The organism is Mucilaginibacter sp. BGA-UO-ETr-C110 (assembly GCF_059567985.1).
The window spans coordinates 5086385-5103896 of record NZ_JCAQPB010000002.1; the positions used below are offsets into that span (position 1 = coordinate 5086385).

A 17512-nucleotide genomic window follows, 5' to 3' on the forward strand; every position below is an offset into this window, starting at 1 on the left:
TGAGTTATGAAACCGAAAAAAATCATATATATATTCTTCGCGATTGGCTTGTTTGCCATTGCTTCCTGTAAAAAGGATGGCCTGTTGAATCAAACGCCACCTACCCAGTTAACCGAATCGTCATACTGGCATACTGTTAATGACCTGCAGAACTATATGAACAACCTTTATGGTAAGGACGGCATTTTTCCGCATTACCGGGGATACAGTAGTCTGGGTATATACAGTGTTGATGAAAATAGCGACAATATGGTTCCGCAATCAGAAAACGGCCGGCTGAACGGAGAGTTGACTGTTGCCGGCAGCGGCGGCTATGCCGATTGGAGCAACATTCGCAATGTGAATTATTTTTTGGCTAATTATCAAAAAGTAAGCGCCTCAACAAGCGACATTGCTCCTTATCTGGGCGAAGCTTACTTTTTTAGGGCCATGTTATATTATAACGCGGTTAAAAGTTATGGCGATATGCCCTGGGTTAATAAACCCCTGAATATAGACGATAAGGATCTGTTAAACGCACCACGGTTGCCACGCAATGTAGTTATTGATTCTATAGTGAACGACCTGGATAGGGCTATCACAAGTTTGCCTGCAAAAAGCAAAGCCCAGTCACAACGTTTATACAAGGAATACGCCCAGGGATTTAAAGCAAGAGTTTGTTTGTTTGAGGGTACCTGGGAAAAATATCATGCTAACGATGTATTTGGTGTTGCGGGGCAAAATGGCAGCAAATACCTACAATTGGCTGCCGATGCGGCCAACCAGGTTATTTCCTCAGGAACATATCAGCTGGACAATGTGGGTATATCCAATGGCTATTTCAATTTATTTAATCAAACAGATTATACCGGCAGCAAGGAGATCATGTTTTGGGGAGCCTATAACCAACAGGCTGGCATTACTACTTACTGGCAAAACTATTATCAGTTTGGTTCTGATGGATCGGAAGCTACCGGTATATCAAAGAACCTGGTTGATGACTATCTGTGTAACGATGGCAAGCCTATCAGCGTAAGCTCCCAGTACAAAGGCGATGATTCATTGGCCCATATTGTTAAAAACCGTGATCCACGATTAAGACAAAGCATTTTTTTATATGGCGATACGGTAATATCAAATGTACCGGGGTCAACTCCCATTAAGCTGTTCACTTATCCAGCACTCATAGCGGGCGACAATTGTACAACGGGTTTTCAGATCAGAAAAGGGCTCAATACCGACTTTTTCCAGGATAGCCACAACGGTCCCGGAGGTACAGACGGGGTTATTTACATGCGTTATGCCGAAATTCTATTGATCTATGCAGAAGCGCGCGCCGAATTAGGCTTACTAACCCAGGCCGATGCAGACAATACGATTAACAAAATAAGAGACCGGGTAAAGATGCCGCATTTAAACCTCAGTGCTATCACAGCAGACCCGAAATGGTCGTTTCCTGACCTTTCTCCTGTTATTAATGAAGTTAGGAGGGAACGTCGAATTGAATTAGCCTGCGAAGGTTACCGCTTTGATGATATATGTCGCTGGGCAGCCGCTCCTTCGCTTGTTGTTCATAAACAGCCGTTAGGAACAATAGCAAAGCAATTTTTAACCGTTCTGCCAACTATTGTTATTGGTCAAAATTTATTTGTTAATGCACAGGGTTATATACAGCCTTATGCACAGGTAAGCAGCATGGCAAATGGTTACAACTTTAATCCTGGCCGTGACTATCTGTTACCTATTTCTTTACAGGAAACTACCGTAAATCCTAAAATCAAACAAAACCCGGGTTGGTAATTAAAGATCCTGCTATCGCCGGAGTGAGTACCGGCATAGTTGATTAGTTGGTTATAAGAACCCTTCTTCGGGAGGGTTCTTTTCAAACCAGCATAACTCACAAAAGCTTATCCGCCAAACAGTCTATCGCTAACAAATTTTCGTCTTCATTTATAAACCTTTAAAAAACCTATTATGAAAAAACACATTTTTGTAGTTAAAACATGGCTGTTCATGCTGTGCCTTGCGCTCATCGTGTATGTTCCATCCTGTAAAAAGGATATCAGCAATGGCACAAAACAACCGGCAGTTAATTCGGCGGCAAGCCGTTTAAACGTAACCGCTACCAATGCAGAGCTCATCGCTTATAAAAGCAGCGCCCACCAGCTTATGGTTGGTTATTACCGTACCTGGGGTGATAAAATAGTATCCGGGGATGTTAATGGACCTGCCATGACCGATATGCCGGATAGCGTAGATATTATTTGCAATTTTACCGATTATACACCTGCCAGCTCACCCTACTGGCCAGCTTTAAAAAATACTTATATACCGGCTTTACACGCCAAGGGCACCAAGGTGGTAAACACTACCAGTTTGCCCAATACTACCTCTGATACATCCTATACCAATCACTATACAAATAATAGCACGGGCTACGCAGCCTGGGCATTGGCTACTTATAACAGCTATAATGCCATGGGTTATGATGGGATCGATCTGGATGTAGAGAGCAACCCTTCCGGCTCCGTGCTTACTGCCGATGTGGGCTTGATGAATGCCCTAAGTCAATACTTCGGTCCAAAATCAACAACGGGTAAATTGCTCATTTTTGATACCAACCAAACGGGCAGCAACAGCCTTTTTACACAGATATACACCAAGATCAATTATGTTTTCCTGCAGGCCTACTGGCGCCAAACCAGTACGCTCAGTTCTACCTTTAACACTTTTGCTTCGTATATTAACCCGAATCAGTTTGTGGTGATGGTTGATTTTGAAGATGGCTCTGGCGATGGGCAAAATCCCAGCTACAATTATAACCCGGTACAGATCTATCAGTATGCCAGCTGGCAACCAACACAGGGAACCAAAGGTGGCGTTGGCTCCTACGGTATCGACAATGAATATTATCAGATAGCCAACGGTGTTCATAATATTTATACCCGCCACGCCATTCAAATGATGAACCCACCGCAAACAACTTCAAGCACCAACGCGGTTTCCCTGTCCTCCGGAAAAATATCCGCCGGCGACGTTACCCAGCTTAAAAGCGCTTCTGCTTTTACCCTGGAATCATGGGTTTACTTTAATGCCATGGGTTCCTGGAACAACATTTTGGCCAAAAGCAATACCAGCACTGACCGTATCGCCGTGCAAACAGGCGGGGGCGACAATTCACTCTATGTAATTTTAGGTAATGGCGGTAATAGCTATGGTTATACCGCCGCCAATGTCGTTGCGGCCGGGCAATGGTACCATGTAGCTGTGGTGTTTGATGGTACGCAAAGCACCAACGCGTCAAAGCTTAAATTGTATATCAATGGTACCTTACAAACGCTTACTTTTTCGGGTACCATACCATCAACAACAAGCAGTACCAATACAGCGGCTTTCCTGGCCGGGTCCGAAACCACTTCATCAACCAATACTTACCTGAGCGGAAAAATAGATGAAATACGGGTGTGGAATGCGGCGCTCAGTCAATCAACTATTTCAGCCTGGATGAATAAAAGCCTGGGAACCTGCCATCCCAATGCTTCCAACCTGAAATTATACTGGCAACTGGATAATGCAGCCAGTAATGCTACTGCCGTTGCATCATTGAGTACCACTTACGCGGGCACCATCACCAGCGGTGTTTATACAGCAAGTACCCAGGCCAGTACAACCAGCGGATGCCCATAATAATTAACAAACCCTATATCTGTCACAAAGCTTCCGGTTGTTTGCCGGAAGCTTTAAAAAAGGCGATCTTAAGCAAATGAAAACCATATTGACCATCATAGTCCTAAGCTTTTGTTCGGCAGCTTATGCACAAAATTACACAGCCATTACTCCAGAACCGGTATCATTGGTTCAAGGCAAGGGTACGTTTGTTATTGACGACCATACCTCCTTAATCATCCCCTCAGGCAACTCCGAACTTACTACGCTGGGCAACCGTGGTAATGAATGGATTAAAACGTTAACAGGTTTTACATTACCTATAAAAAACAAAGCTACCGCATCGGAGCACTCCATCAGGCTATTGTTGAACCCGGCACTAAACAATCCTGGCAACGACGAAGGCTACGAGCTATCCATTACCGAGCATGAAGTAAAACTACAGGCACGTAAAACGGCAGGTATCTTTTATGGTTTACAAACTATGCGGCAACTGCTTTCCCTTTCAGACGAAGCTAATAAGCAACAGCGTAACTTACCTGCTGTAGAAATTGTTGATTATCCCCGGTTAAAATGGCGCGGATTGATGCTGGATGTGAGCCGGCATTTCTTTTCAAAAGACTTTGTAAAAAAATATATTGATGATATGGCCCGCTATAAATTCAATGTTTTTCACTGGCACTTAACAGACGACCAGGGATGGCGCATAGAAATAAAGTCGCTACCCCGCTTAACGGAAGTGGGTGCCTGGCGGGTACCCAGAACGGGGGGATGGTGGTCTTTTGATCCGCCTCAAAAAAATGAAAAGGCCACTTATGGCGGGTATTATACACAGCAGGATATCAAAGAAATTATAGCCTACGCAACCGAAAGACATATAACCATTGTGCCCGAAATTGATGTTCCCGGCCATTCGCTGGCAGCTATCGCGGCCTATCCTTATTTGTCGGCAACCGGATACATTTACTCCGTAAACCCCGGAAGTAAATTTTATAATATCGACGACAATACCTTAAACCCGGCAGACGAACGTGTGTATACTTTTCTGGATAAAGTTTTCACTGAAGTAGCTGCTTTGTTCCCGGGAGAATATATACACATTGGTGGCGATGAAGCTACCAAGTACTTCTGGCAGCAATCGGCCGTGGTACAGGATTTTATGAAACAACAGGGGATAAAAACAGAGCACGAACTGCAAAGCTATTTTATAAAAAGGGTAGAAAAGATCCTGAAAAAAAAGAAGAAAAAACTAATTGGCTGGAATGAAATCCTGGAAGGCGGGCTGGCCCCCGAAGCAACAGTGATGAGCTGGCAAGGTATGCAGGGTGGTATAGACGCGGCCAAACAAGGGCACCAGGTTATTTTTACACCCAGCAGCAATACCTACTTGGATCTTTACCAGGGCGACCCGCAACTGGAACCTGATACATACGATATGTTGCGTTTAAAAACAGCGTATCAATGGAACCCTGTTCCGACAGGGATAGACAGCACATTGGTTTTAGGAGGACAGGGTAATTTATGGTCAGAAGCTGTACCCACCGGGCGACATGCCGAATACATGACCTGGCCGCGCTCCCTGGCATTATCAGAGGTTTTTTGGTCGCTACCGGCAAAACAAAACTGGGTTAGTTTTCAAAAAAAATTAGAGCCTCAATTTAAAGTTTTGGATGCCGCGCAAATCAATTATTCCAAAGCAGCTTTTGATGTGCTTGCAACTTCAAAACTCGATGAGCAAAAACAGTTATTAGTTTCTCTTAGCACAGATATCGACAGTTTAAATATTTACTATACCCTTGACAATACCAACCCTGATACATCGGGCATTCGTTACAACGGTACACCAATAGTTATTCCCAAAGGCATCCACCAATTAAGAGCACAAGCATTTAAAGGAAATGCTACCGCAGGAAAATTGTTGATTGTTCCGCGTGAAGAATTAGAAAAAAGGACCAGGTAATAAATTATCCGGTTTTTGAAAATGTAATTAAAATAAATGAAACACATATTATCCGTAATAGCTGTAGGCCTTTGCTCATCAGTCTATGCTCAAAACTACACTGCGATCAATCCAACGGATTCCCAACGGGAAATTGTAAATAAAGCCGCACACATTACACCCTCACCACGACAATTACGCTGGCAGCAGTTGGAGTTTACGGCATTTTTACATTTTGGTATGAACACTTTTACCAACCGTGAATGGGGCGATGGCAAGGAAGATACCAAACTGTTTAACCCAAGCCAGTTGGATGCCGCCCAATGGGTACGTACCTGCAAACAGGCCGGGATAAAACAGGTGATCATCACAGCCAAACATCATGATGGCTTTTGCCTCTGGCCAAGTAAGTACACAGAACATTCTGTAAAAAACAGTCCCTGGAAAAACGGACAGGGCGATGTGGTAAAAGAAGTAGCCGATGCCTGCCACCAGCAAGGCGTTGGCTTTGGTATTTACCTTTCCCCATGGGACAGGAACAATCCTGATTATGGCGATACCGAAAAGTATAATGCCTATTTCATTAACCAGCTGACAGAACTACTGAGCAATTATGGCCGGGTTGATGAAGTTTGGTTTGATGGCGCCAATGGCGAAGGCCCCAACGGTAAAAAACCGGTATATCATTTTGATGCCTGGTACAGTTTGATCCGCAAGTTACAGCCTAATGCCGTAATAGCTATTATGGGCCCCGATGTGCGTTGGGTAGGTACCGAAAGTGGTTATGGCCGTTTATCTGAATGGAGCGTTATACCGGTAGATCAGCAAGATAATGCGGGCACCGAAAAAGATTCGCAAAAGGATATTGCCTTTAAGCCCAAAGGAGATATGACCGGAAGTGACCTTGGAAACCGCGACAAAGTCAGCAAGGCAAAAGCCCTGGTATGGTACCCTGCCGAAACAGATGTATCCATCAGACCAGGATGGTTTTATCATGAAGCGGAAGATAATAACGTAAAATCGCCCGAAAAACTATTGGATATTTATTACAGTTCTGTAGGTCGTAATTCTGTACTTCTGCTCAATATCCCACCAGATAAAAAGGGCATGATCAATGAACACGATCAGAAAAATTTGATGGCATGGAAAAACATCATCGACCAAACCTTTAAAACCAACTTGCTGAAAGGGGCCAGGATCAGCTCATCAAACGGTCTCCATACCAAAGCCTTGTTAAATGGCAATATCCAAAACTACTGGACTACAAAAGGCAGCGACACCTCGGCGGTGATAGAATTCAACCTGCCTAAAACACAGGCATTTGATGTATTGAGTTTGCAGGAAAATATCACCGTTGGTCAGCGTATTGAAAAATTCAACCTGGAATATTTTAATGGAACAGGCTGGGAGCAAATAGCTGAAGGTACTACGGTTGGCGCTAAAAGGTTGATCCGTTTTAAACCGGTTACAGCTCAAAAGGTAAGGTTGAACATTACCTCATCCCGATTGAATCCCACTTTAACTGCTATAGGTTTATATAAACAATTTACCGGGCTTTAAAATCGCATACTTAACTACAAATATCAAATAATTCATCCGGCAGGAAAAAACCCGGATGACCCTGCTCTAAATTTATTATGAAAAAAAATCTCTTCTTATTCGCCCTGATTTTATTCGCTCGGACCACGTTTGCTCAGCAAACCGACGAAGTAGCTATTGTGCCCAAGCCGGCATTTGCCGAAAAAGGTGTTGGCCAATTTATCATTAACCAGCATACCGGCATCGTGGCCAAAGAGCCAGACGCCCAAAAAGTGGCCGCTATGTTCAATTATTTTTTGAAAAAGCAATACGGCTTTACTTTAAAGATCAATAATACAGCAATTACAAATGTTATTGTTTTAAATACCTCATCTGCTAAACAGCCTAATGAAAGTTATCAGCTTAAAGTAAGCAATAAAGGCGTGAATATCCAGGGAAGCCGGGCCGGTGTATTTTATGGCGTTCAATCATTATTACAACTCATTCAGCAAAAGGGTATGCAATTATCTGTCCCGGTGGTGAACATTAATGATGAACCCAATTTTGCATACCGCGGTCTGATGCTGGATGTTGGCCGGCATTTTTTTGATGCCAACGAGATCAAAAAGATCCTCGACGTAATGGCTTCGTTAAAACTAAACACGCTGCATTGGCATTTAACAGACGACCAGGGATGGCGTTTGGAAATAAAAAAATATCCAAAACTAACCGCCATCAGTGCCTGGCGCGATTCGACCATTATTGGTCAATATTATGATTTCAAGCCATTCATCTACGATGGAAAAAAGAGCGGCGGTTTTTATACCCAGGAACAGGCCCGTGAAATTGTAAAATACGCGGCCGAAAGAAATATTGAAGTGATTCCCGAAATTGAAATGCCGGGTCACAGTACCGCCGTATTAGCCGCGTATCCCGAATTAGGCAATGGAACCGGCCCCTACAAAGTACCGGGTTACTGGGGGGTACATAATACTATTTACAACCCCGGCGAACCAACCTTTCAGTTTTTACAGGATGTTTTAACCGAGGTAATGACTATTTTCCCGAGTAAGTATATCCACATCGGTGGCGACGAGGTTCCGAAGGATGAGTGGAAAACTTCGGCATTGGCACAAAAGATCATCCATGAAAATAAGCTGAAAGATGAGCACGAACTGCAAAGCTGGTTTATTAACCGCATAGAAAAGTTTTTAAACAAAAACGGCAAAAACCTGATAGGCTGGGATGAAATCTTGGAGGGCGGACTAACACCCAATGCAACCGTAATGAGCTGGAGGGGCGAAGCCGGTGGCATACAGGCAGCCAAAGAAGGGCATAATGTAATCATGTCGCCAAATAGCAATATGTATGTAGATCATGCCCAGGCCAAGGACGGCAAAACAGAGCCCCTGGCCATTGGTGGTTTCCTGCCTTTAGATGTGGTTTATAATTATAACCCGCGGCCAACAGCTTTAACCGCTGATCAGCAGAAACATATTTTAGGTGTACAGGCCAATATGTGGACCGAGTATGTATCCACCAATAATAAATTAGAATATATGCTGTTTCCACGTGCCATCGCGTTAGCAGAGGTTGGCTGGACAAAAACCGAGAACAAGAATTATGAAGATTTTGCCAGCAAGAGACTGCCGGTAGTTTTAGAATCGATAGAGCGATCAGGTGTAAATTACCGGATCCCCGAAGCTAATGTAGTGATCACTGATGACGCAGCAACCAAAAGAAAAAGAATAACCATTACCCCTTTTGTTGCGGACAGCAAAGTATATTACACCATAGACGGGCACAAGGTTGATAATACTGCCGATCTGTATTCAGGTTCATTCCTGTCACCCATCACCAATGGCCGGCCTTTAACTTTAAAGTATATCATCGTTACCCGTGAGAACAAAACGAGTAATGAATTTAGTGTTGATATTAAATAACGCGAGTTCGGGATAAGAAATGCAAACCTGATCCCGATGTCCGCTATGTTAAAAAGTGGGTTTACATGGTTTACACTTTTTATAGTTTACATTTATATATACTATTGATAATCAATTGATTAATTTATTTTATATCAAAAAAAACGGTTTACAGTGTAAACCATAAATAATGGGGTTTACATTGGTCAGCTTTAAGCAAAATATTCAGGGTGTCTTTAAATAACATGAACTGCTTATCCCGGGCTCACGTTTAATAATATCGTAACCTGCCGATTAACCACACAAACCAAAAGCCTCCAGCGAAAACTGGGGGCTTTATAGCTCCTTTTGAGGTTAGGATCCCGGGTTATTTTTCCGGCGGTCTCAGGAATTCACTTCCTCTTTCTCAGTTGGTTGTCCCTCACCTGTAGTGATCAAACTATTCAAGCTATTATTGATATAACCGCACCAGGCGTTGGAACAAGCACCATAACATTCATACAAAGGCGTTAAACCCACGTGTGTAAAACGCATCTCCGTTTTGTTACCGTATTCAGCAATCTCAAAAATGATTTGGGTACCCGTCCACTCGTTTTTGTCTTTCACAAAATTGAGTTTGCTATCTGTAACAAACCAAACAATCTTTTTGTCAGGGATCACCTCTATCAGTTTTTGCTTGGAATAATGCACCTCCCCAAAACGGACTTCGAATTCATCATTTAGTTTTTGTGAACCGCCTTCCATGTTTTCTGTCCACCATCCACAAACGTTACTGATAGCATCAAAAACCTCCCTTGGCGATTGGTTAACCGTAAAAACGGTGGTATAATTTTGATCTCTCATTTTTTTCTTCCTTTCTTATTTTAATAACTCAGCGCTCATTTCACGCGCTTTTTTTACAGCCTCTTCTATAGGGTTTGGCTGGCCTTTACCCTTAGTAATAAGGTCGTACAAACTTTTGGTGATGTATGTACCCCATGCATTAAAACAAATATCATAACACTCATATGCCGGTACAAGGCCAACATGTGTAAAGTTGATCTCTGTTTTGTCGCCTTTACTGGCAATTTCAAAAACAACATCGGTATCCACCCACTCACTCTGGTCTTTAATAAAATTAAAATGATTTTGCAGTACATGCCAAACAACTTTTTTACCGGGTATTAATTCAGTGATCTGGAATGTGCAGCTATGTACGTCCTGGTAATGGTAATAAAATACGGCGCCGGGTTTATCGGTATCACCTTTAGTTTCTTCCGACCACCATCCGCGTACGTTATTGATGGCATCGAAAGCTTGTGCTGGGGTTTGGTCTACCAAAATGGTAGCTGTGAAATTTTGGTTTTTCATGATTTCTATTGATTTACTTTTTGTTTGTTCTTTCGTTTAACAGGGCTTCTAAACTTTTCAGTTTGCTGCCCCAGAATGCGTCGAAATACTCTAACCATTTATGTAATTCGTTAAAGCCCTCCTGTTTCAGGATGCAGTGCCGTTCTCTACCGATATCCTGTATAGAAATAAAGCCTGCATTATACAGCACTTTAATATGTTTGGATACGGCAGGCCGGCTCATATCAAAGTTGTCGGCCAATGAATTAATGGTTAAGCTATCTTTCGAGAGCAGGTATAACATTTGTCTCCGGCTCGGGTCGGCAATTACCTGGAATGCATCAAGCCTGTGTTGTTCCATTTGCTGTTGCATTAATTATTTTCAAAAGTTTTTGGACAAGCTCTAACCAGCCTTTTTCCATTGAGTTGAACATTGACAGGAAGTTGTTGGTTCCTTCGAATCCGCGATGGATCAGTAAAAGGTCGGTGCCGTTGTCTTTCTCGGTGAGTGTCCAGTTCACTACGGAGGTGGTTAAGGATCCATCGCCCGGTCCAAAATCCCAGGAATAGGAAAGTTTTTTGAACGGAACGATCTCTAAAACTTTGCAGTAAAAGATCCCGTCGAAATCCATATCGGGCATGGGGCTGGCATGGAAATTAAATTCATGACCCACGGTGGGCTGAAAATCGTTTTTCATCAACCATTGAGCAATCAGCTCAGGTTTTGTGAGATATTCCCAAACTACCTCTGGCGGATTGGGGTAAAAAAATTGGTGTTGAATAATCTTTGCCATAATGCGTAACTTTTAAGTTACTCAAATGTATATGTAACTTCTGAGTTACGCAAATTTATTTTCACTTTTTTTTAATTTATTTTTTAGGGCAAAGAAATACAGCCGGTAATGCTGATATGTATCTGCTAATGCACTGCACCTTCAAGAAATAATGTAGCAGGTGATTTGGGAGTATAAGTGGTAATGCTGAATATGGTTAGGATGTGTGTGTTCTTACTGGATACACACGCGTCCTAACCAGATAATCAGCGAAAATATAATTAAACCACCGAGTGCCGTAAGGCTTCCGGTGATGAGCAGATAAGGATTTGTATTGGGCGAACAGTGTTCAGGAAAATCCTCTAAAGAATGTTGTTGTTGTTTGAGTTTGTCTTTCACGAACATGTCTACCGGCTACTCTTTTATATAATTGATCGGGTCAGTTAAACGCTTTAAGATGAAAAATGCTTATTATTTAAAAGCAGATGAAAAATCCTCAAATTGATAACCACTAAATACATCGCCCGGTGGGGCATCAGCATAACTGGTAGGGGAAACTGAGAGTAATTGGCTTGCTCCTTTGTCAAAGCTTATAACCTGACTATAATTATGATCCGGATCCGGATCATCCAGAAAAATATGGTCCATACTGGTATAGGGCAACTCTTTTGTCCCGGCTTTATACACTTTTATCGCATACCCCTTATCAAGGAGCTCCGTACTAACAAGCGGTGGCAATTCGACGAATTCTCCAAATGCGCCGGTTACATTTTTCACTTCTTTCACGGAATGGTAAGTATTCTCAAAGGTTTCATAACTAAATGTTTGCTCAAAAATTTCAATATCCACCGGTCCACCGTAAAAATCTGTGGCAGTTGTACTGAATCTTAACCGGAAGCCCATGTTTTCGGGGTTTGTAACAGGTGTCAGTTCTAAATTATTTGACAAGGTAGTACCATCATAAAATATCTTTTTAACCTGGTTAAAAGGACTTGCCGTAGTTTCAATATCTCCGATTATTTTATGGTCAGCCTTTTTACGGATCTGGATCTTATCGCCAGCGTTAAGCAACAAAGTTCCGCTTGTTGGAAATGCGAAAGCACCAATAGCCTGGTTCAATACTTTATTATTCAGCGTAAACTCCAGGGTATCTTGTAGTATAAGACCCTTTACAGTAAAACTTACGGGCCGGGCTTGTTCCGGGTTTAGTAATTGTTCTTTCTTACATGCCAATAAAAACAGCGCGAAGACCAAGATTAGGTATTTTAGTTTGATCATGAATTTTTGTTAATATGTAATATTTTTTCAAAAAACCGGAGCATCAAATGATGCCCCGGTTGTAATAAAAACCTTATATTAAGTTTTAGAAAGTAAATTTAGTCCATGAAGCAATAGCCCAGGTAGCTGCAGAAGCTGTAGTTACAGCACCTCTTGTACCGCTGGTGGCCAGGAAGTTTACTGTACCAGAGTTAAAGAAAGGCTGGCTCATACCCCAGGTAGGAGCAGCAGCTGCAGTTGAAGTTAATAAACCTGAAGATACAAATGCACCAGTACCCAACACTGAAGTTGCGGCAGTAAAGCCATGAGTAGAAACATTGGTTAATGATACCAGTGAAGCGTTTGCGTCAACATCAGCTACGATACCTGTAGGATAACCGGTAAACAGTGAGTTAGTTACTACAGCCTCAGCACCACGACGGTTACGGAAAGCCCATTTAAATCCAGGAGCAGTAATAGCCGGAGTTAAAGTTGCAGCAGAAGTACCAATTACACTGAAATTTAACAATGTTGGGCGAGTTTTAGGTATTAAGCTGAAAGTTGCATCTTCAGCAGGTGCATTATTATCAGACTCGATACCATTTGAATCGCTTGGGCCGGTAGGGTTAGGGCTATGGCTTGAATAAGCATCAGCTACAGCGATAGCAAATTGGATAGTACCGGTATAGCCATTGTCAAAATCAAATTGATCGTCGTCATTTGCAAATGAAATCAGGTATTTAGGGCTTACTTTACCACCAAAAAACTCAAATCCATCATCAAGACCGCGAGATGCCTGTACGTGATCGATAGTAGTACCGCTACCTACGCCACCTAAAGTTAAAGAGTTTACTTCAACATTTGTAGCTAATACGTAACCAGCATATTCAATACGGGCAAACTGTAGTGTACCGCTGTTATCAGCATCATTTGTACCACCGTAGTGAAATTTAGGATCATCAGCCAAACCTTCGATCAATTTATCACCACTTGCAACATTAATTTTAGCGTTACCTAAAAGGATAACACCACCAAAATCACCAGGTTTTCCAACAGTAGCGTTATTACCATCTAACAGGTAACGGCTGGTGAAAACGATAGGGCTGCTTGCAGTACCAACAGCATTAATTTTAGCACCTTTGGAAATTACCAATACACCGTTTTGAACATTTGGAGTATTTACGGTTGATTTGATGAAAGTACCTGCGTTGATAGTCAGGGTAGCACCGCTTCTTACGGTAACAACACCACTGATTTCCCAAACATGAGCAGCATCCCACGTAGTGTTGGTAGTAATATCGCCGCTTACTGTAGTTACTGGTAATGATGTAACAGAAGAAGGATAATCAGTAGCTGAAGTGCTACGGTTGTCAAACGAAGCGTCATTATTGGCTTCTTTTTTACAAGATGTTACTAAAATTCCTGCAGCCAGGCATAGGGCTACTAAAGATACTTTTTTCATTTTTTGCTTTTTTTGTTTTTCAGGGAGGTAGTTTAATTTTTAACCCCCATTATTCGGTTTACTTGGAATTCTCTGTAGTTCAGAATAATAGCATCTCATCTTTTTCAAGATCAAAAAGAGAAGCTGTTTTCAGACTTACTTTTTTTATTATCTTTACAACTGAACAAAACTCACCTGTATCGATCTTCTGGTATAAGCCCTTGGCTTGGTAACAGGCATCCTTCCGGGGATTTTTATATTACTCTCAGGTTTATCCTGGTTGTGCCGTTAGCGAGCAAGCTATTCGGTTTTTAAACGAAGGGTTGTTGAGCACCCTTCGTTTTACTTTTATAGCACAGCAGGATTTTATTTTTTCCTCCATTTTTTAATTGTTTAACCATTATATATCTACATTCATGATGTATTCCCGTTGTTAAAAATTATAGGTAAGTGATGTGCTGTAAGTGCGTCCAAACCGCTGTTGAAACATCACCTGGTCGCCTTTTTCATAATTATTGCTAAACCCGGGTTTCAGGCGATATGCATTACTTTTGTCGCCACCGGGAGTTGGTTCGTAACTGGCTGTATTGCGATAAACGTTGTATATGTTATTAGTAAGATTAGCCATGTTGAATTTAACTTCCATTTTATTTTTCAGGAAACGGTAGCTAATTTGAATATCCAGTTGATCCCTCGGTCTTTCATATTCAATGAAAGTAGGGTCGTCACTAACGATATAGGTTTTACGCCCCGATTTATTATAAGCGGCGTTAAAACCAAGATGGTTACCGATGTATTGTAAGCCCAGATTATACAGGTAAGGCGACTGCCCATACAGAGATCGTTTTTGTTGAATAGGAACTTGTATGTATGGTTTGCCGCCTCCGGGGTCTACCGTATAGGTATTTTGTACGGTTGATTTTTGCAAGGTAAGGTTACCATAAGCTGTTATATTTTTCAGGATTCCCTCATCAGCTATAAAGCCGAAATTTTTGCGCAATTCAAATTCCAGGCCATATACGTTTGCCCAATCCGCGTTTTGGAGGTAATAATTAGGATTGCCATTCACCATAATAGCGTTCAATTCTACAGGCTTATCAAAACGTTTATAAAAGCCCCCTACAGATATAATTTCGCCCAGGCCCGGGAACCACTCTGTTTTAAGATCATAGCTGTTGATACGGGTGCTATACAGCCCCTTGTTACCATATAAGGCATCCAATGTGGGGCTATATCTCAGAAATGGGTTATTATCCATCAATTCGGGTCTTACCACACTGCTGGAAACAGCTCCCCTGATATTCAGCGACTGTATTGGGCTGTAGGTTAAATTAGCTGAAGGGAGCCATTGCCAGCGCTTATCGGGTTTAACCGAAAATATATTCTCTGCCCCTCCTTTAATAATTGCGCCTTGTTTAATCTCGGTATATTTATAATACTCGCCCCTTAAACCCCATACCAGCCTGAGTTTATCAAATATCCGGTTATCCAGCATCACATAACCCGCGTGTATCTGGCTTTTACCTTTGTAGCTATCCAGGAAGGATGGATCGATAGCGTATATAAATTTATCATAAGCGATATTTTTCGGGTCGATCATTTCGCCTATAGGCTTGTATCTTACACTATCCGCATACTTTTCGGAATTTGCCAAAGCCGCGATCTGCCAGTCAAATTCCGCGTTTTTGTGATTGCCAAAATAGCCCGCTTTTAAACTGCTGCGGATACCGGCAAATGTAAATGGCAGGGTACCAGACAGGTTCCAGGAATAGTGACTTTCCTTATTAAAAGCATGCTGACGTGAGGTTGTTGAAATCCTGGCTTCTGTAAGTGAACTGGCAGTATAAAAATATTGATAGCTATCACCTATCAAAACAGGGCGACTCGTAGCAATACCAGCGTCTTTTTCCTCCCTGCTTACCGAAGTTCTGGCAGCATCCCATTCTATTTTTACTTTTCCCAATTGATGCTGTCCGCTCAGTTTATTTTGCAACAAAGTGGTATAAGTTGGGTCATCTGCCTCCAAAACCCGGTTTGGTGTATGGATAGGTATAAAACTACCTCCATTATCAAGATCGTACCCCACTATCCTTGTCAATGTATTATCATACACATGCGTATAGGTATTGCGCAGGCTAAAGCGGTTTTTACCCAGTTGCAAACCCACATTTAACAATGCCCCCAAAGTGGTGTTAAATACATAGGACGCGCCTGTATTTAAATCAGGGCGCTGAATGTACCAGCCAGACGATCCCCCCCGGGATTGATCATCTATAACATTAATAGTTTGTGTATTACGATAACTTATGGCGCCTGTAAAGCCTAACTTATTATTGTTTGTAGTATCTAATGTTAATAAACGACCTATAGAAAACTGGTAGTTTTGCGAAGGGGCTGTTTTATATTTATACATCGTAAAGTTGTCATTCGTAAACCTTTTACTTTGATCAACTACCTTTTTTTGATAATCTGCGTCAGAAAGCGTAATATTAGGAGCCGTACCTCTGTTGGTGTGAACCAGGTCCTTGGGGAAATCCCTCCGGCCATCGTCAAAACCGAAATAGTCGTATTTCCCGCGTTTGTGGCTCAGGAAATCTTTACCGGTGCTTTGGTCATTGTATGCCGCACCGGCGGTAAAACTTATGAAATTTTCATTCGGGATATCCTTGGTATTAATTTGAATAAGTCCGCCACCAAAGCTGGCATTCATATCGGGTGTAATTGTTTTACTCACCACCACATTATCAACCAAACTTGCGGGGATCATATCAAAAGAAAAGTTCCGGCTTTGGGCCTCGGTACTTGGGAGTACAGTCCCATCTAGCATGGCCGTGTTGTAGCGTTCACCAATACCCCTAACCAATACAAACTTATTATCAATAGTACTTACCCCGCTGATCCTTTTCAAGCTCTCGCCTATATTTTTATCCGGTGTGCGGGCCAACTGTTCGGCACTGATACCATTACTAATTTCCGACGCGTTTTTTTGGCGGATAAGTAATCCATCAACTGATGCCTTGCGATAGTTGGCCGTAACAACTACTTCTTTTAAAGCTGAACTTGCCGGTTTTAATGCTATGTTTAATGGGGTGTTCTTGTCCTCTGTTACCACCACGCCGCTGATGCGCATTGTTTGGTAGGATATATAAGTGATCTCCAGCGTATAAGTACCCGGAGCTACACTTAATATGTATTCGCCATTTACGCTTGTTTGTGTGCCATTCCCGGTTTCAATTATCCGTACAGATGCACCTGGAAGGGTTTCTCCTTTTTCATCCAGTACTTTCCCGCTGATCTTACCGGGTTTTACAGGTGCAGGCAGCTTGTATAAGAGTACGGTATGTTCATCGGCGAGTTTAAACCCGACACGGGTGCCGGTCAGCATCTGTTTTAATACCTGGGGCAGGGTTACGTCTTTTACATCGATACTGATACGACTGCTTTCATTAAAAATAGACTTGTTATAATTGATCACACAGCCTGCTTTATTCTCTAATATGGCAAGCCCTTCCGGGATGCTTGCCGCTACTAATTTCAGACTGATATTACCAGGAACTCTTTCTTGTCCTAAAACTGACCCAAATGAGTTGCCGGAAACATGGCAGAATAATAGGAACATAAACAGGATTGCCCTGCAGCTAATTCTGGAAAAATGGTTATTTACTTTTTTGTAAAAGCTTATATTCAT

The 17512-nt window shown here is 42.2% G+C and carries 12 protein-coding genes; 5 read left to right on the plus strand and 7 right to left on the minus strand.

The window, feature by feature from the left end:
• The first annotated feature begins 6 nt into the window (after positions 1–6).
• From AC57BQ_RS21800 to AC57BQ_RS21820, 5 genes are all read left to right on the plus strand, one after another.
• Positions 7–1779 (plus strand): RagB/SusD family nutrient uptake outer membrane protein, encoded by a 1773-nt coding sequence (locus AC57BQ_RS21800; RefSeq protein WP_496408264.1) that lies wholly within the window; start codon positions 7–9, stop codon positions 1777–1779.
• Positions 1780–1953: 174 nt separating this feature from the next.
• Positions 1954–3666 (plus strand): EndoS/ChiA family endoglycosidase, encoded by a 1713-nt coding sequence (locus AC57BQ_RS21805; protein ID WP_496408265.1) that lies wholly within the window; start codon positions 1954–1956, stop codon positions 3664–3666.
• Positions 3667–3742: 76 nt separating this feature from the next.
• Positions 3743–5605, plus strand: coding sequence for a beta-N-acetylhexosaminidase (locus AC57BQ_RS21810; RefSeq protein WP_496408266.1), 1863 nt, complete (start codon positions 3743–3745; stop codon positions 5603–5605).
• 36 nt (positions 5606–5641) lie between these two features.
• A complete protein-coding gene (locus tag AC57BQ_RS21815; protein ID WP_496408267.1) occupies positions 5642–7144 on the plus strand; it encodes an alpha-L-fucosidase in 1503 nt (500 codons plus the stop codon).
• Positions 7145–7221: 77 nt separating this feature from the next.
• Entirely contained in the window at positions 7222–9045 is a 1824-nt protein-coding gene (locus AC57BQ_RS21820) for a family 20 glycosylhydrolase (protein ID WP_496408268.1), read from the plus strand.
• Positions 9046–9408: 363 nt separating this feature from the next.
• On the opposite strand, the gene AC57BQ_RS21825 is transcribed toward AC57BQ_RS21820, so the two are convergent.
• The 7 genes from AC57BQ_RS21825 to AC57BQ_RS21855 all read right to left on the minus strand — a co-directional run bounded on the left by AC57BQ_RS21825 (position 9409) and on the right by AC57BQ_RS21855 (position 17512).
• Complete coding sequence (locus AC57BQ_RS21825; protein WP_496408269.1) at positions 9409–9867, minus strand: SRPBCC family protein; 459 nt, start codon at positions 9865–9867, stop codon at positions 9409–9411.
• Positions 9868–9882: 15 nt separating this feature from the next.
• A complete protein-coding gene (locus tag AC57BQ_RS21830; RefSeq protein WP_090473065.1) occupies positions 9883–10374 on the minus strand; it encodes an SRPBCC family protein in 492 nt (163 codons plus the stop codon).
• 13 nt (positions 10375–10387) lie between these two features.
• Positions 10388–10714, minus strand: coding sequence for an ArsR/SmtB family transcription factor (locus tag AC57BQ_RS21835; protein WP_496408270.1), 327 nt, complete (start codon positions 10712–10714; stop codon positions 10388–10390).
• Positions 10695–11147, minus strand: a complete 453-nt coding sequence (locus AC57BQ_RS21840; RefSeq protein ID WP_496408271.1) for an SRPBCC family protein — start codon at positions 11145–11147, stop codon at positions 10695–10697. Before AC57BQ_RS21840 ends, AC57BQ_RS21835 begins: the two co-directional genes overlap by 20 nt.
• Before the next feature lie 450 nt (positions 11148–11597).
• Entirely contained in the window at positions 11598–12404 is an 807-nt protein-coding gene (locus tag AC57BQ_RS21845; protein WP_496408272.1) for a hypothetical protein, read from the minus strand.
• A gap of 85 nt (positions 12405–12489) precedes the next feature.
• Positions 12490–13845 carry a beta-helix domain-containing protein gene (locus tag AC57BQ_RS21850; protein ID WP_496408273.1) on the minus strand — a complete coding sequence of 452 codons (1356 nt, stop codon included), beginning with the start codon at positions 13843–13845 and terminating at the stop codon, positions 12490–12492.
• Positions 13846–14257: 412 nt separating this feature from the next.
• Positions 14258–17512, minus strand: a complete 3255-nt coding sequence (locus AC57BQ_RS21855; protein WP_496408274.1) for a TonB-dependent receptor domain-containing protein — start codon at positions 17510–17512, stop codon at positions 14258–14260.

Bases quoted from the DNA above. Each gene is read 5' to 3' on its own strand.
- AC57BQ_RS21805 (WP_496408265.1), top strand. From the start codon at position 1,954: ATGAAAAAACACATTTTTGTAGTTAAAACATGGCTGTTCATGCTGTGC.
- AC57BQ_RS21835 (WP_496408270.1), bottom strand. From the start codon at position 10,714: ATGGAACAACACAGGCTTGATGCATTCCAGGTAATTGCCGACCCGAGC.
- AC57BQ_RS21820 (WP_496408268.1), top strand. From the start codon at position 7,222: ATGAAAAAAAATCTCTTCTTATTCGCCCTGATTTTATTCGCTCGGACC.
- AC57BQ_RS21840 (WP_496408271.1), bottom strand. From the start codon at position 11,147: ATGGCAAAGATTATTCAACACCAATTTTTTTACCCCAATCCGCCAGAG.
- AC57BQ_RS21855 (WP_496408274.1), bottom strand. From the start codon at position 17,512: ATGAATATAAGCTTTTACAAAAAAGTAAATAACCATTTTTCCAGAATT.
- AC57BQ_RS21845 (WP_496408272.1), bottom strand. From the start codon at position 12,404: ATGATCAAACTAAAATACCTAATCTTGGTCTTCGCGCTGTTTTTATTG.
- AC57BQ_RS21850 (WP_496408273.1), bottom strand. From the start codon at position 13,845: ATGAAAAAAGTATCTTTAGTAGCCCTATGCCTGGCTGCAGGAATTTTA.
- AC57BQ_RS21830 (WP_090473065.1), bottom strand. From the start codon at position 10,374: ATGAAAAACCAAAATTTCACAGCTACCATTTTGGTAGACCAAACCCCA.
- AC57BQ_RS21800 (WP_496408264.1), top strand. From the start codon at position 7: ATGAAACCGAAAAAAATCATATATATATTCTTCGCGATTGGCTTGTTT.
- AC57BQ_RS21810 (WP_496408266.1), top strand. From the start codon at position 3,743: ATGAAAACCATATTGACCATCATAGTCCTAAGCTTTTGTTCGGCAGCT.
- AC57BQ_RS21825 (WP_496408269.1), bottom strand. From the start codon at position 9,867: ATGAGAGATCAAAATTATACCACCGTTTTTACGGTTAACCAATCGCCA.
- AC57BQ_RS21815 (WP_496408267.1), top strand. From the start codon at position 5,642: ATGAAACACATATTATCCGTAATAGCTGTAGGCCTTTGCTCATCAGTC.